Below are 14401 nucleotides of genomic sequence, written 5' to 3'. Positions count from 1 at the left end.
TGCTTCAACTCCGCAGGGTGAGACGGGGCTTCGGCGCGTCGGTACGTCCGGTGCGCGGGGGGCGGCTGCCCGCGCGGTACGGTGCAGGCCACAGGACGCCGGGGCCGTCGTAGCCCTGCTCGGCGGCGGCGTGCAGCGTCCAGTGCGGGTCGTAGAGGTGGGGGCGGCCCAGGGCGCAGAGGTCGGCTCGGCCCGCGAGAATCAGCGAGTTGACGTCGTCCCAGGAGGAGATCGCGCCGACCGCGATCACCGGCAGGCCCACCGTGTTGCGGATGCGGTCCGCGAAGGGCGTCTGGTACGACCGGCCGAATTCCGGTTCCTCCTCGGCGACGACCTGGCCGGTCGACACGTCGATCGCGTCGGCGCCGTGCGCGGCGAAGGCGTGGGCGATCTCGACGGCGTCCTCCGCCGTGGTGCCGCCCTCGGCCCAGTCGGTGGCGGAGATCCGGACCGTCATCGGCTTCTCCTGCGGCCATACGGCCCGTACGGCGTCGAAGACCTCCAGCGGGAAGCGGAGCCGCCGGGCGAGCGAGCCGCCGTAGGCGTCGGTGCGGCGGTTGGTGAGCGGGGAGAGGAAGCCGGACAGCAAGTAGCCGTGCGCGCAGTGCAGTTCTAGCAGGTCGAAGCCGGCGCGGGCGGCCCGTCCGGCCGCTGAGGTGAACTGCTCGCGCAGGTCGGTGAGTTGCGCTCGGCTCAGCTCACGGGGCAGTTGACCGCCCGGCTTGTACGGCAGGGCGGAGGCGGCCACCAGCGGCCAGTTGCCGTCGGGCAGCGGCTCGTCCATGCCCTCCCACATCAGCCGGGTCGAGCCCTTGCGGCCGCAGTGGCCGAGCTGGACGCCGATCGCGGCGCCCGGCGCCCGGGAGTGGACGAAGTCGGTGATCCGCCGCCACGCCTCCATCTGCCTGCCGGTGTAGAGGCCGGTGCAGCCGGGGGTGATCCGGCCCTGCTCGCTGACGCACACCATCTCCGTCATCACCAGCGCGGCCCCGCCGAGGGCGCGGGCGCCGAGGTGGACGAGGTGGAAGTCGCCGGGGAGGCCGTCGGCCGCCGAGTACATGTCCATCGGGGAGACGACGACCCGGTTGCGCAGAGTCAGGCCGCGCAGTCGGAACGGGGTGAACATCGGGGGTGTGCCGGGCGGGCAGCCGAACTCCCGCTCCACGCCCTCGGTGAAACGGGCATCGCGCAGGCGGAGGTTGTCGTGGGTGACGCGGCGGCTGCGGGTGAGCAGGTTGAAGGCGAACCGGCGGGGCGGCTGGTCGACGTGACGGGCGAGGTCCTCGAACCAGTCCAGGCTGGCGCGGGCGGCGCGTTGGGTGGAGGCGACGACGGGGCGGCGCTCGGCCTCGTAGGCCGCCAACGCCTCCGGCAGGGAGGGCTGTTCCCCCAGACACGCCGCGAGTGCGAGGGCGTCCTCCACGGCGAGCTTGGTGCCGGAGCCGATGGAGAAGTGGGCGGTGTGGGCGGCGTCGCCCAGCAGGACCGTGTTGCCGTGCGACCAGCGCTCGTTGACGACCGTGCGGAAGGTCGACCACGTCGAGTGGTTGGACCTGAGGGGTCGGCCGCCCAGCGCGTCCGCGAAGATCTTCGCGCAGCGTGCCACGGACTCCTCCTCCCCGAGCTCCCCGAAGCCGGCCGCCCGCCACACCTCCTCGCGCATCTCGACGATCACGGTGGAGGCGTCCGACGCGTAGGGGTAGCCGTGCAGTTGCATCACGCCGTGCTCGGTCTCGGCGATCTCGAAGCGGAAGGCGTCGAAGGCGAAGTCCGCGGCGAGCCAGATGTAGCGGCAGCGGTGGTTCACGACGGTCGGGCGGAAGAAGTGGGCGTGGGTGTCGCGGGTGGCGCTGTGGACTCCGTCGGCGGCGATGACGAGGTCGTACGTCTCGGCGAGGCGCTCCGCGGGTGGGGCGGGGGTGTTGAAGCGGAGGTCCACTCCGAGGGTGTGGCAGCGGGCGTGCAGGATCTGGAGGAGCTTCTTTCGGCCGAGGGCCGCGAAGCCGTGGCCTCCGGCGGTTTGGCGGATGCCTCGGTGGACGATGTGGATGTCGTCCCAGCGGGTGAACTCCCGTTCCAGGGCGGCGTGGACGACCGGGTCCGCGCTCTCTATGCCGCCGAGGGTCTCGTCGGAGAGGACGACTCCGAAGCCGAAGGTGTCGTCGGGGGCGTTGCGCTCCCAGAGGGTCACCTCGCGGTGTGCGTTCAGGTTCTTCAGCAGGGCTGCGGCGTAGAGGCCTGCGGGGCCGCCGCCTATGACTGCTATACGGTCGGGGTGGGTGGGGGCGCATGACGGGTGCGGGTGCGTTGTGGCTTGTCGCGCAGTTCCCCGCGCCCCTGAGGTGGATGTCCTCGCGTCGGGATTCGGGGGTACCGGCTGCGCACCGGAGGCCGGCGGGTGCGGATGCGTTGTGGCCTGTCGCGCAGTTCCCCGCGCCCCTGAGGTGGATGTCCTCGCGTCGGGATTCGGTCGCATCAGCGGCCCTGCCATTTCGGGGGGCGTTTGGCTGTGAAGGCTGCGTGGAACTCCGCGTAGTCCTCGCCGTTCATCAGGAGGGCCTGGGTGGCGGCGTCCAGTTCGATCGCTGCCGCCAGCGGCATGTCGAGTTCGGCGGTCAGGAGGGCCTTCGTCTGGGCGTAGGCCAGGGCGGGGCCGGTGGCCAGGCGGTGGGCGAGGCGTTGGGCGGCCTGGTCGGCGCCGCCGTCCTCGGCGAGTTCGCTGATCAGGCCGATCCGCTCGGCCTCGGGCGCCCGCACGGGTTCGCCGAGCATGAGCAGCCGGGTGGCGTGACCGAGGCCGACGACCCGGGGCAGCAGATATGCGGCGCCCATGTCACCGCCGGAGAGGCCGACGCGGGTGAAGAGGAACGCGAAGCGGGCGGTGGGGTCGGCGACCCGGAAGTCCGCGGCGAGGGCGAGGACCGCGCCGGCGCCCGCGGCCACCCCGTGCACCGCGGCGATCACCGGGAACGGACACTCCCGTACGGCCCGTACGACCTGCCCGGTCATCCGGTTGAAGTCGAGCAGTTGGGCGGTGTCCAGGGCGAGGGTCGCGCCGATGATCTCGTCGACGTCCCCGCCGGAGCAGAAGCCCCGCCCCTCGCCCGCCAGGACCAACGCGCGCACGGACCGCTCCCGGGACAGTTCGGCGAGCAGATCGCGCAGGTCGGCGTAGGCGCCGAAGGTGAGGGCGTTGAGCTTCTCGGGGCGGGCGAGGGTGACGGTGGCGACGCCGTCGGCCCGGGTGACCCGGAGGTGGCGCCAGTCGGAGGTGCGGGCGGCGGAGCCGGTGAAGGGACTCATGAGGGCGGCCTCCTCGACGAGTGGTCTCCTCGAAATTATCACTCTTGCGTGACTGTCGTCAGGAGTGCGCGATAACCGGAGAGGGTATGCCACGGACGTGTCACTGCGTGACCGGGCCACGTCACATGCGTCACCGCTCGTCAATAGGGCGGTAACAAGGGGAGCAGGGGTGCGAGGGAAGGCGTTGTGCCGGGTAGGCCGCCGACGACGGGGTCGACGACCCCGGGCGGCGACCCTCGTGCGACTGAGCCGGAGGCCGCCGTACCATTCCTGGAAGCTGAGAGCAGGACTGCCTGATGTCGAGCACGGGAACCTGCGCCATGAACGGAATCGCCTTGCACGAACGTCCTGCCTCGCCCGCCTCCTGGCGCATCGCGCTGCCGCACTCCGCCGCGGCCGTGCCGGTGGCCCGCGCCCTGATCCGCACCGCGCTGGCCGAGCTGGAGCACGGGGCGGACAGCGACACGGCGGAACTGCTGACCGCCGAGCTGGTGGCGAACGCCGTTGAGCACACCTGCGGGGACGCCCCGATAGAGCTGGTCGTGGAGTTGCAGCCGACCGGCTGCCAGGTGGAGGTGCACGACCCCGACCCCACCCCGCCGGGCGACCTGACCCGCCCGCCCGTCGTCGAGCCCGACCCGTGGCAGGAGCACGGGCGCGGGCTGCTGCTGATCCGCGCCCTCAGCTCGTCCTGCGGGCACCGGCCTACGGAGACCGGCAAGGCGGTGTGGTTCAGGCTGGCTGCCGTTCCCCGGCAGTGGCGTCCTCACCCGGCGTGACAGCCTCGGCCTCGTCGGCAGCCGCCAGCCGGGAGTTGCGGCGGCCGTACACCCCGTACAGCACGAGTCCGGCGGCGAGGAACACGGCGAACTGGAGCCAGGTCGCCCACCCGGTCTCGTACATCAGGTAGAGGCAGAAGGCGACGCCGAGCAGCGGAACGGCGGGGTAGAGCGGGACGCGGAAGGTGCGGGCCAGGGACGGCTCGCGGCGGCGCAGGGCGATCACCGCGAGGTTGACGACGGCCATGATCGCGAGGGTGCCGATGGTGCACAGGTTCATCACGGCGTCCAGGGAGGCGAAGGCCGCCGGGAGCGCGAAGACGATCGCCACGATCAGGGTGCCCGCGACGGGCGTGGCGGTGCGGGGCGAGACCTTCTCGAAGACGCGCGGGACGAGTCCGTCGCGTGCCATCGACATCAGGATGCGGGTCTGCCCGTACATCACCGCGAGGACGACCGAGGCGATCGCGACGACCGCGCCGAAGGCGACGATCCCGCCGCCGACCGAGGAGCCGGTGACCTGGTTGACGACGTGGGACAGGGCGGCGGGACGGCCCCCGACCTCGTCGCCGCCGACGGCGCCGATCGCGGCGAGCGCGACCGCGCAGTACAGCAGGGTGACCAGGCCCATGCAGACGAGGATCGCGACGGGTACGTCCCGGCGCGGGTTGCGGGCCTCCTCGCCGGCCGTGGTGATCGCGTCGAAGCCGATGTAGGAGAAGAAGGCGGCGGTGGTGCCGGCGCCGATGCCGCCGAGGCCGGCCGGGGTGAAGGGGGTGAGGTTGCCGTCCTTGAAGGCGCTGAAGCCGATCGCGCAGAACGCGACGAGGACGGCGAGCTTGAGGACGGCCATCGCGGCGGTGGCCCGGGCGCTCTCGCGGATGCCGCGGACCAGCAGCACGGCGGCCATGGCGATCACGAGCACGGCCGGGAGGTTGACCATCCCGCCCTCGCCGGGCCCCGCGGACAGCGCGGCGGGCAGGTGCAGACCGGTGAGGCTGTCGAGGAGTTCGTTGACGTACTGGCTCCAGCCGACGGCGACGGCGCTCACCGACACGCCGTACTCCAGGAGCAGGCACCAGCCGACGAGGAATGCGGTGCGCTCGCCGAGGCTCGCGTAGGCGAAGGAGTACGAGGAGCCGGAGACGGGGATCGCGCCGGCCAGCTCGGCGAACGCGAACGCGGTGAACACGCAGGTGATCGCGGCGAGGACGAAGGAGACGACGACGGCCGGGCCGGCCTGGGCGACCGAGTCGGAGAGTCCGACGAAGATGCCGGTGCCGACGATCGCGCCGAGACCGAAGCAGACCAGTTGGAAGAGGCCCATGGTGCGGCGCAGGCCGTGGCCCTCGCGGTCGGCGCCTGACTCGGCCACCAGGCTGGCGGGGGACTTGATGCGGTGAGCGGGCATGCGGGTGGTGCTCGTTTCCGGTGGTGCGGGGCGACGGGGTGTCGTCGCCGGACGGTCACGGAAGGGGTGGTTCCGGACCGCCCGACAGCATAAGGGCAGGTCGGTCAGCCGAGTGTGGCGACGAGCACAGCCTTGATGGTGTGCAGCCGGTTCTCCGCCTCGTCGAAGACGACGGAGTGGGCCGACTCGAACACCTCGTCGGTCACTTCGAGGGAGTCCAGGCCGTACGTCTCGTGGATCTCGCGGCCGACCTTGGTCCCGAGGTCGTGGAAGGCCGGCAGGCAGTGCAGGAACTTCACGTGCGGGTCGCCGGTGGCACGCAGGACGTCCATGGTCACGGCGTACGGGGCGAGGGCGGCGATGCGCTCCTCCCAGACCTCCTTGGGCTCGCCCATCGAGACCCACACGTCGGTGGCGACGAAGCCGGCGCCGCGCACGCCGTCGGCCACGGACTCGGTGAGGGTGATGCGCGCCCCGCTGGTCTCGGCGAGCTCGCGGGCCCGGTCGACGACCTCCTGGGCGGGCCAGTAGCTCTTGGGGGCGACGATGCGCACGTCCATGCCGAGCAGGGCACCGGTGACCAGGTAGGAGTTGCCCATGTTGAAGCGGGCGTCGCCCAGGTAGGCGAAGGCGATCTCGCGCAGCGGCCGGTCGGAGTGCTCGGTCATGGTGAGCACGTCGGCGAGCATCTGGGTGGGGTGCCAGTCGTCGGTGAGTCCGTTGTAGACGGGCACGCCGGCGTACGCGGCGAGCTCCTCCACCTTCTGCTGGCTGTCGCCGCGGTACTCGATCGCGTCGTACATCCGGCCCAGCACCCGCGCGGTGTCCTTCACGGACTCCTTGTGCCCGATCTGGGAGCCGGAGGGGTCGAGGTAGGTGGTGGAGGCGCCCTGGTCGGCGGCGGCGACCTCGAACGCGCAGCGGGTGCGGGTGGAGGTCTTCTCGAAGATCAGCGCGATGTTCCTGCCCTGCAGCCGCCTGTCCTCGGTCCCGGCCTTCTTCGCGGCCTTCAGCTCGGCGGCCAGCTCGATCAGGCCGCGGAACTCCTCGGCCGTGAAGTCGAGCTCCTTGAGGAAGTGGCGGCCGGCGAGGGCGCTCGGGGACGTCGCCATGGGGGCGCTCCATAGGTACGAGAACAGGACCGTGGAAGTATATACGACAACTGGAATTTCTATACAGCCCCCGTGTCCGTTCCGTTCTATCCCGCGCTCCCTTCTACACAGCCCCGCGTTCGACCGGGCAGCTCATGCAGCGCGGTCCGCCCCTCCCCCGGCCCAGCTCGCTGCCCGGGATCTCTATCACCTCGATGCCCTGCTTGCGCAGGTGCGTGTTGGTGGTGGCGTTGCGCTCGTAGGCGATGACGACGCCGGGCTCGACGGCGAGGACGTTGCAGCCGTCGTCCCACTGCTCCCGCTCGGCGGCGTGCACGTCCTGGGTGGCGGTGAGCACCCGGATCTCGCTCAGCCCGAGGGCGGCGGCGATCGCACGGTGCATGTGCTCCGGCGGATGGTCGGTGACCTTGAGCTCCTTCTCGCCGACGCCCGGCTCGATGGTGTACGAGCGGAGCATGCCGAGGCCCGCGTACTGGGTGAAGGTGTCGCCGTCGACCATGGTCATCACGGTGTCGAGGTGCATGAGGGCGCGGCGCTTGGGCAGGTCGAGGGCCACGATGGTCTGCGCCGAGCCGGCGTCGAAGAGTTTGTGGGCGAGCATCTCGACGGCCTGGGGCGTGGTGCGTTCGCTCATGCCGATCAGGACCGCGCCGTTGCCGATGACGAGGACGTCCCCGCCCTCGATGGTGGAGGGGTAGTCGGCCTGCCCCTCCGACCAGAGGTGGAAGGTCTCGGCGCGGAAGAGCGGGTGGTGCCGGTAGATCGCCTCGAAGTGCACGGTCTCGCGCTGCCGGGCCGGCCAGCGCATCGCGTTGATGGAGACGCCGTCGTAGATCCAGGCGGAGGTGTCGCGGGTGAAGAGGTGGTTGGGCAGGGGGCGCAGGAGGAAGTCGTCGAGTTCCATGACGTGGAAGCGCACGGACGTCGGCTCCGCGTGCTCCTCCAGGAACTCCCGTTTGGTCATGCCGCCGACGAGGGCCTCGGCGAGTTCGGGGGCGGGCAGGGTCTCGAAGGCGGCGCGGAGGTGGTCGGTGGCCAGCACTCCGTACTCCTTCTCGTCGAAGACCCGGTCCAGGACGAGCCTCCTGGCCGCCGGGATGTCCAGGGCCTCGGTGAGCAGGTCACCGAAGAGGTGGACGGCGACGCCTCTGTCCCGCAGGACGTCCGCGAAGCCGTCGTGCTCGGCGCGCGCCCGGCGCACCCACAGCACGTCGTCGAAGAGGAGGGCGTCCTTGTTGCTGGGGGTGAGCCTTTTGAGCTCGAGATCCGGCCGGTGCAGGATGACGCGGCGCAGTGGCCCGGCTTCGGAGTCGACATGGAATCCCATGCCTCCATCCTGGCCGCCGGGGACCGCCTTCACCCGCTTGTGGACAGATTCCGGCCGAGCTTGTTCTCGTCTGCTTGACGACAAGCGGATCGACTGATTATCGTCGCACTGACGAAAAATCGGGTCGCGTGAGTTCGAACGAGGGGGACTTCCATGGCCGACATCACCCGGCGCCTGGGCTGGCGCCATCTGCGGGGCGCGCCCACGGCGCACATCCGTCACCACCGCTCCGGCAAGCTGGCGCACGACGGCCCCGGACTCAGCTTCTGGTTCCGCCCGCTGAGCGCCGCGCTCTCCGAAGTGCCGGTCGACGACCGCGAGTTGGCCATGACCTTCCGGGCCCGCACGGCCGACTTCCAGGACGTGGCGGTGCAGGCGACGGTCACGTACCGCGTCAGCGACCCGGCCGTGGCGGCCGCCCGCCTCGACTTCTCCATCGACCCGGACACGGGCGTCTGGCGGGGCGCGCCCCTGGAGCAGCTCGGCACCCTGCTGACGGAGACGGCGCAGCAGCATGCGCTGGACGTCCTGGCGCGTACGCCGCTGTCGGCGGCGCTGGTGGACGGGGTGAGCTCGGTGCGCGAGCGGGTCGCGGCCGGGCTGGCGGCGGAGCCGCGGCTGCCCGCCACCGGCATCGAGATCGTGGCCGTGCGTGTCGTCGCGCTGCGTCCGGAGCCGGAAGTGGAGCGGGCACTGCGTACGCCGGCCCGGGAGCAGATCCAGCAGGAGGCCGACCGGGCGACGTACGAGCGGCGGGCGGTCGCGGTCGAGCGGGAGCGCACGATCGCCGAGAACGAACTCGCCAGCAAGATCGAACTCGCCCGCCGCGAGGAGCAGTTGGTGGAGCAGCGCGGCACCAACGCCCGTCGGGAGGCGGAGGAGAGCGCTGCGGCGGACAAGGTGCGGGCCGAGGCGGAGGCGACGCGCACGGTGCGGCTCGCGGAGGCGGAGGCGGCGCGGGCGGTGAAGCTGTCCGAGGCGGAGGCGGCCAGGTCGGTCAAGCTCGCCGAGGCGGAGGCCGAGCGGGCGGTGAAGCTGTCGGAGGCGGAGGCGGCCAAGCAGCTCCGGCTCGCCGACGCCGAGGCGCAGAGCACGCAGCGCCTGTCCCGGGCGGAGGCGGCCCGCACGGTGACCCTCGCCGACGCGGAGGCGGCCCGTTCCGTACGGCTCGCCCGCGCGGAGGCGGAGGCGGCGCGCGAGGTGGGCGAGGCGCGGGCGCAGGCCCAGGCGGCCTGGCTGCGGGTGCACGCGGACGCCGGGATCGACGGCGTGGACACCCTGCACGCCCACGCGGCCACGCGTCTCGCGGAGAACCTGCCGCAGATCGACAGCGTGACCATCTCGCCGGACGTGCTGACCGGCCTGCTGGCCAGGCTCGGCGGCGGGGACCGGGCGTGAGCCTCGCCCCGCGTGCCGTCCTGGTCCACCGGAGAACGGAGTACGAGGAGCTGGTGGCCCGGCACGGCACGCACGGCCAAGCCGCCTTCTTCCTCGCCTCGCGGGGCCGGGACATCGAGGAGGTCGCCGAACGCCACCGGCGCACCCGCCGGGCACTGGCCGAGGTGACGGCGGCGGTTCCCCTGACCTGGCGTCAGATGCTGCTGGAGCGGTCCGATCTGGACCGTTTCCTCTTCGGCCCCGAGGACGTGGTCGTGGTCGTCGGCCAGGACGGTCTGGTGGCGAACGTCGCCAAGTACCTCGCGGGGCAGCCGGTGGTGGGCATCGACACGGACCCCGGACGCAACCCGGGCGTCCTGGTCCGGCATCGACCGCGGGACGCCGGCGCCCTGCTGGCGTCGGTTCACGCGGCCGGCACGGGGGTGTCGGAGTTGACCATGGTCGAGGCGGTCGCCGACGACACCCAGCGGCTGGTGGCCCTCAACGAGATCTATCTCGGCGCGGCCGGCCATCAGACCGCCCGCTACCGCCTGGGCCTCGACGACGACGGGGGTGCCGTCGAGGCCCAGGCCTCCTCCGGGGTGCTGGTCGGCACCGGCACGGGGGCGACCGGCTGGATCCGCTCGGTCTGGCAGGAACGGGGCGGCGACGGCCCGGCCCTGCCGCAGCCCTCGGAGCCGCGCCTCCTGTGGTTCGTCCGCGAGGCCTGGCCGTCCCCGGCGACGGGAACGTCCCTGGTCGCGGGCGAGTTGTCGGCAGCGCGACGACTGACCCTGACCGTCGAGTCGGAACGGCTGATCGCCTTCGGCGACGGCATGGAGACCGACGCGCTGGAACTGACCTGGGGACAGCGCGTACGGGTGGGGGTGTGCGAGGAGAGGCTACGACTGGTGGGGTGACGCCGCGGGACGCCCGCCGGGGGCGTTCACGCTGCGGGGCGGAGCGGGGGACGCCCGGGAGGGTGTCCCAGGGCGACGCCTCCGCCTCGCGTCAGAGCCGGGGGTCGACCGGTTCTGACTCCAGGGCCAGGACTCCGAAGACCGCCTCGTGGACGCGCCACAGGGGTTCGCCCTCCCCCAGTCGGTCCAGCGCCTCCAGGCCGAGGGCGTACTCCCGGATCGCCAGGGAGCGCTTGTGGTTGAGGAAGCGCCGGCGCAGCCGGTCGAGGTTGTCGGGCCGGGTGTACTCCGGGCCGTAGATGATCCGCAGGTACTCCCGGCCCCGGCACTTGACGCCCGGCTGGACGAGACGCCCCTCGCCGTCGCGGACCACCGCGCCGACCGGCTTGACGACCATGCCCTCGCCGCCGCGGCCGGTCATCTCCAGCCACCAGTCGACGCCGGCCCGCACCGACCCGGGGTCGGCCGTGTCGACGTACAGACGTCGGGTGGTCTGCAGCAGCCCCGTCACGTCGTGCTCCACCAGCCGGTCCAGCAGGGCGAGTTGCTCGTCGTGGGGTATGCCGGCGAGGCTGCGTCCCTGGACCGCGAGGATCTGGAACGGCGCCAGACGGACGCCGTCCAGGCCATCCGTGGTCCAGCAGTAACGCCGGTAGGCCTGTGTGAACGCGGCGGCGTCAGCGGCGCGTTCACGCTGCCGGGCCAGCAGGTCCGACACGTCGACGCCGCGCGCTGCGGCGCCCTCCAGGGCGTTCAGCGCGGCCGGGAGGACCGCTCCGGACGCGGCGCCGACCGCCGCGTACTGCGAGCGCAGCAGACCGGACGCCTTCAGCGACCACGGCATCAACTCGGCGTCGAGCAGCAGCCAGTCCGTGTCCAGCTCGGTCCACAGGCCCGCCTCCCCGACGGCCGCGCGCAGCCGCCCGAGGATCTCCTCGGTCATCGACGCGTCGTCGAAGAACGGACGGCCGGTGCGCGTGTAGAGGGAGCCCGTCACGCCGTCCACACCGAACCGCCGGCGCGCCGCCTCCGCATCCCTGCACACCAGGGCGACGGCTCGCGAGCCCATGTGCTTCTCCTCGCACACGACCCGCGCGACGCCGTCCCGCGCGTACTGCGCGAAGGCCTCCGCCGGGTGCTCCAGGTAGCCGTCCACGTCGCTGGTCGGCGTGGGCGCCATGGTCGGCGGGAGGTACGGCAGCAGCCGGGGGTCGACGGCGAACCGGCTCATGACCTCGAGCGCGGCGGCCGCGTTCTCCTCCCGGATCAAGATACGGCCCTGGTGGCGGGTCTCGACGACCCGCCGGCCGTGCACGTCCGCGAGGTCCAGCGGCCGCCCGTCCCGTCCGCCGGGCGCCTCTGCCCGCAGCGGCTTCGCCGGCTCGTACCAGACCCGCTCGGCCGGTACGTCGACCAGTTCCCGCTCGGGCCAGCGCAGCGCCGTCAACTTGCCGCCGAACACGGCGCCCGTGTCCAGGCAGATGGTGTTGTTGAGCCAGGTCGCCTCCGGGACGGGCGTGTGACCGTAGACGACGGCCGCCCGGCCCCGGTAGTCCTCCGCCCACGGGTAGCGCACCGGCAGCCCGAACTCGTCGGTCTCACCGGTTGTTTCGCCGTACAGCGCGTGGGAGCGGACCCGGCCTGAGGTGCGGCCGTGGTACTTCTCCGGCAGACCGGCGTGGCAGACGACCAGCCTGCCACCGTCCAGCACGTAGTGGCTGACCAGTCCGTCGAGGAACTCCCGCACCTCGGCGATGAACTCCTCGCTCTCGCCCTCCATCTGCGCGATCGTCTCGGCGAGCCCGTGCGTGTGCTGCACCTTGCGGCCGCGCAGGTGACGGCCGTACTTGTTCTCGTGGTTGCCCGGCACGCACAGGGCGTTGCCCGACTTCACCATCGACATCACGCGGCGCAGCACCCCCGGGCTGTCCGGGCCGCGGTCGACGAGGTCGCCGACGAAGACGGCGGTGCGCCCCTCGGGGTGGATACCATCGACGTATCCCAACTTGCCCAGCAGCGACTCCAGTTCGGCTGCGCAGCCGTGGATGTCGCCGACGATGTCGAAGGGGCCGGTGAGGTGCGTCAGGTCGTTGAAGCGCTTCTCGGTGACGACGGTCGCGTGCTCGACCTCCTCGACGCCGCGCAGCACGTGCACCTTGCGGAAGCCCTCCCGCTCCAAGTGCCTCAAGGAGCGCCGCAGTTCCCGGGTGTGACGCTGGACGACCCGGCGGGGCAGGTCGATGCGGTCGGCGCGGCCCGCGTTGCGTTCGGCGCACACCGACTCCGGCACGTCCAGGACGATCGCGATGGGCAGCACGTCGTACTGCTTGGCCAGCTCGATCAGCTGCCGTCGGGACTCCTGCTGCACGCTGGTCGCGTCGACGACCGTGCGCCGGCCCGCCGCGAGCCGCTTGCCGGCGATGTAGTGCAGGACGTCGAAGGCGTCCCGCGTGGCGCTCTGGTCGTTCTCGTCGTCGGAGACCAGCCCGCGGCAGAAGTCGGACGAGATGATCTCGGTCGGCTTGAAGTGCCGCCGCGCGAAGGTGGACTTGCCCGAGCCGGACGCGCCGACCAGCACGACGAGGGAGAGGTCGGTGACGGGCAGGACACGGCCCTGCTTCACGGGAACCTCGACGTCGGTGTCGGTCATGCCGCCTTCGCCTCCTTCTCGTTGCCGGCGCTCAGAGTGAACACGACCATCTGGGTGGGGGGTCCGACCTCGGGGTCGTCGGGTCCGACCGGCACGAACTCGGTCTCGTAGCCGTGCCGTTCGGCCACGGAGCGCGCCCAGGCGCGGAACTCCTCGCGGGTCCACTCGAAACGGTGGTCGCCGTGCCGGACGTGCCCGGCCGGGAGGGACTCCCAGCGGACGTTGTACTCGACGTTCGGGGTGGTCACCAGGACCGTGCGCGGGCGGGCCGCACCGAACACCGCGTACTCCAGGGCGGGCAGCCTGGGCAGGTCGAGGTGCTCGATCACCTCGCTGAGCACGGCCGCGTCGTAGCCCTTGAGCCGGTTGTCGGTGTAGGCCAGGGAGCCCTGCATCAGCTTGACGCGGGATGCCTGCCGCTCGCCCATGCGGTCCAGCTTCAGCCGGCGCGAGGCGATGGTCAGCGCGCGCATCGACACATCGACGCCGACGATCTCGGTGAACTTCGGGTCCTTGAGCAGCGCCTGCACCAACTGGCCCTGCCCGCAGCCGAGGTCGAGCACCCGGGCGGCGCCGGACGCGCCGAGCGCGGAGAGGATCGCCTCCCGGCGCTGCACGGCGAGCGGCGTCGGCTTCTCCTCCGCCTCGGTCTCCGCCGCGACCGCGTTGTCGATCTCCTCGACCTCGCTGTCGTCTGCCTCGGCGAGCCGCACCAGCTCCAGCCGCTCCATCGCCTGCCGGGTCAGCGACCAACGGCGCGAGAGGTAGCGGCTGGTGATCAGCTTCTGCTCGGGGTGCTCGGGAAGCCAGCCCTCACCGGCCCGCAGCAGCTTGTCGACCTCGTCGGAGGCGACCCAGTAGTGCTTGGCGTCGTCGAGGACCGGCAGCAGCACGTACAGGTGCCGCAGGGATTCGGCGAGGGTCAGCGTCTGCGACTCCAGGACGAGACGGACGTACCGCGAGTCGCCCCACTCGGGGAACTCGGCGTCCAGGGCGACCGGTTCGACGTCCACCGCCCAGCCGAGCGGCTCGAACAGACGCCGTACGAGCCCGGGGCCGCCGCGCGCGGGCAGCACCGGCACCTCGATCCGCAACGGCCGCGGCTGCGAGGGCAGTTCGGGCTTGGCGTTGCACACGCCCCGCATGGCGCTGGAGAACACCGCGCTCAACGCGACCGCGAGCAGTGAAGAGGCCGCGTACGGGCGGTCGTTGACGTACTGCGCGAGCGCGGCGTCGGGAGCGCCACCGCGCCCCTTGCCCTTGCCGCGCCTGACCAGCGCCACGGCGTCCACCTCCAGCAGCAGCGCCGCCGTGCAGCGCCGATCGTCCGCCTCGGGGTAGAGGACGGACGCCCGGCCGTAGGAGGTGGAGAACGCCTGCGAGTTGTCGGGATGCTTGTGCAGCAGGAAGCCGAGATCGGTGGCGGGGCGTTCGGGGGTGCCGGTGGTGCTGATCGTCAGGAACACGTGAGTCGCCTCGAAAGGGTTCGGAAAGGAGCGAAAGCGCTGGTAGTGCGCTTGTG

10 protein-coding genes are annotated in these 14401 nt (G+C 71.9%); 3 read left to right on the top strand and 7 right to left on the bottom strand.

The features are described 5' to 3' along the window. Window positions 1–4 precede the first annotated feature (4 nt). The gene (locus ACIOC0_RS21710) at window positions 5–2491 is read right to left on the bottom strand and encodes a bifunctional salicylyl-CoA 5-hydroxylase/oxidoreductase (protein ID WP_402156825.1); all 2487 of its coding nucleotides are present in this window, start codon (window positions 2489–2491) and stop codon (window positions 5–7) included. Next, on the bottom strand, window positions 2476–3303 hold the full coding sequence (locus tag ACIOC0_RS21705; RefSeq protein ID WP_402156824.1) for an enoyl-CoA hydratase family protein: 828 nt from the start codon (window positions 3301–3303) through the stop codon (window positions 2476–2478). The genes ACIOC0_RS21710 and ACIOC0_RS21705 overlap by 16 nt, the downstream gene beginning before the upstream one ends. Window positions 3304–3623: 320 nt before the next feature. On the opposite strand from ACIOC0_RS21705, the gene ACIOC0_RS21700 reads away from it, so the two are divergent. Continuing rightward, window positions 3624–4082 carry an ATP-binding protein gene (locus ACIOC0_RS21700; RefSeq protein ID WP_351092095.1) on the top strand — a complete coding sequence of 153 codons (459 nt, stop codon included), beginning with the start codon at window positions 3624–3626 and terminating at the stop codon, window positions 4080–4082. On the opposite strand, the gene ACIOC0_RS21695 is transcribed toward ACIOC0_RS21700, so the two are convergent. The 3 genes from ACIOC0_RS21695 to ACIOC0_RS21685 form a co-directional block, all read right to left on the bottom strand. Next, complete coding sequence (locus tag ACIOC0_RS21695) at window positions 4036–5493, bottom strand: amino acid permease (RefSeq protein WP_402156822.1); 1458 nt, start codon at window positions 5491–5493, stop codon at window positions 4036–4038. The two genes, ACIOC0_RS21700 and ACIOC0_RS21695, sit on opposite strands and share 47 nt — an antisense overlap. A 104-nt stretch (window positions 5494–5597) precedes the next feature. Beyond that, the gene (gene argF / locus ACIOC0_RS21690; RefSeq protein WP_402156820.1) at window positions 5598–6605 is read right to left on the bottom strand and encodes an ornithine carbamoyltransferase; all 1008 of its coding nucleotides are present in this window, start codon (window positions 6603–6605) and stop codon (window positions 5598–5600) included. A 103-nt stretch (window positions 6606–6708) separates the two neighbouring features. Continuing rightward, window positions 6709–7932 carry an arginine deiminase gene (locus ACIOC0_RS21685; protein WP_130438120.1) on the bottom strand — a complete coding sequence of 408 codons (1224 nt, stop codon included), beginning with the start codon at window positions 7930–7932 and terminating at the stop codon, window positions 6709–6711. A 153-nt stretch (window positions 7933–8085) separates the two neighbouring features. On the opposite strand from ACIOC0_RS21685, the gene ACIOC0_RS21680 reads away from it, so the two are divergent. Both ACIOC0_RS21680 and ACIOC0_RS21675 read left to right on the top strand, forming a co-directional pair. Then, window positions 8086–9330 carry an SPFH domain-containing protein gene (locus ACIOC0_RS21680; protein ID WP_402156818.1) on the top strand — a complete coding sequence of 415 codons (1245 nt, stop codon included), beginning with the start codon at window positions 8086–8088 and terminating at the stop codon, window positions 9328–9330. After that, window positions 9327–10229, top strand: a complete 903-nt coding sequence (locus ACIOC0_RS21675; RefSeq protein ID WP_402156817.1) for a hypothetical protein — start codon at window positions 9327–9329, stop codon at window positions 10227–10229. The genes ACIOC0_RS21680 and ACIOC0_RS21675 overlap by 4 nt, the downstream gene beginning before the upstream one ends. A gap of 91 nt (window positions 10230–10320) precedes the next feature. Here the strand turns inward: ACIOC0_RS21675 and ACIOC0_RS21670 are convergent, their stop codons facing one another. Further along, the gene (locus ACIOC0_RS21670) at window positions 10321–12879 is read right to left on the bottom strand and encodes a polynucleotide kinase-phosphatase (RefSeq protein ID WP_402156816.1); all 2559 of its coding nucleotides are present in this window, start codon (window positions 12877–12879) and stop codon (window positions 10321–10323) included. Continuing rightward, window positions 12876–14345: a 3' terminal RNA ribose 2'-O-methyltransferase Hen1 gene (locus ACIOC0_RS21665; protein ID WP_402156815.1), complete on the bottom strand. Its 1470-nt coding sequence runs from the start codon at window positions 14343–14345 to the stop codon at window positions 12876–12878. Before ACIOC0_RS21665 ends, ACIOC0_RS21670 begins: the two co-directional genes overlap by 4 nt. Window positions 14346–14401 lie beyond the last annotated feature (56 nt).

Origin of the sequence: Streptomyces sp. NPDC088254 (assembly GCF_044740925.1) — a bacterium.
In the GTDB taxonomy this organism is placed as follows: domain Bacteria; phylum Actinomycetota; class Actinomycetes; order Streptomycetales; family Streptomycetaceae; genus Streptomyces.
The sequence above is the reverse complement of the archived record's forward strand: the minus strand, read 5'-3'. Positions and strand labels throughout refer to the sequence as shown.

Excerpts from the sequence above, each read along its gene's own strand:
- ACIOC0_RS21710 (WP_402156825.1), bottom strand. The coding sequence starts at position 2,491 with ATGGCAGGGCCGCTGATGCGACCGAATCCCGACGCGAGGACATCCACC.
- ACIOC0_RS21705 (WP_402156824.1), bottom strand. The coding sequence starts at position 3,303 with ATGAGTCCCTTCACCGGCTCCGCCGCCCGCACCTCCGACTGGCGCCAC.
- ACIOC0_RS21700 (WP_351092095.1), top strand. The coding sequence starts at position 3,624 with ATGAACGGAATCGCCTTGCACGAACGTCCTGCCTCGCCCGCCTCCTGG.
- ACIOC0_RS21695 (WP_402156822.1), bottom strand. The coding sequence starts at position 5,493 with ATGCCCGCTCACCGCATCAAGTCCCCCGCCAGCCTGGTGGCCGAGTCA.
- argF (WP_402156820.1), bottom strand. The coding sequence starts at position 6,605 with ATGGCGACGTCCCCGAGCGCCCTCGCCGGCCGCCACTTCCTCAAGGAG.
- ACIOC0_RS21685 (WP_130438120.1), bottom strand. The coding sequence starts at position 7,932 with ATGGGATTCCATGTCGACTCCGAAGCCGGGCCACTGCGCCGCGTCATC.
- ACIOC0_RS21680 (WP_402156818.1), top strand. The coding sequence starts at position 8,086 with ATGGCCGACATCACCCGGCGCCTGGGCTGGCGCCATCTGCGGGGCGCG.
- ACIOC0_RS21670 (WP_402156816.1), bottom strand. The coding sequence starts at position 12,879 with ATGACCGACACCGACGTCGAGGTTCCCGTGAAGCAGGGCCGTGTCCTG.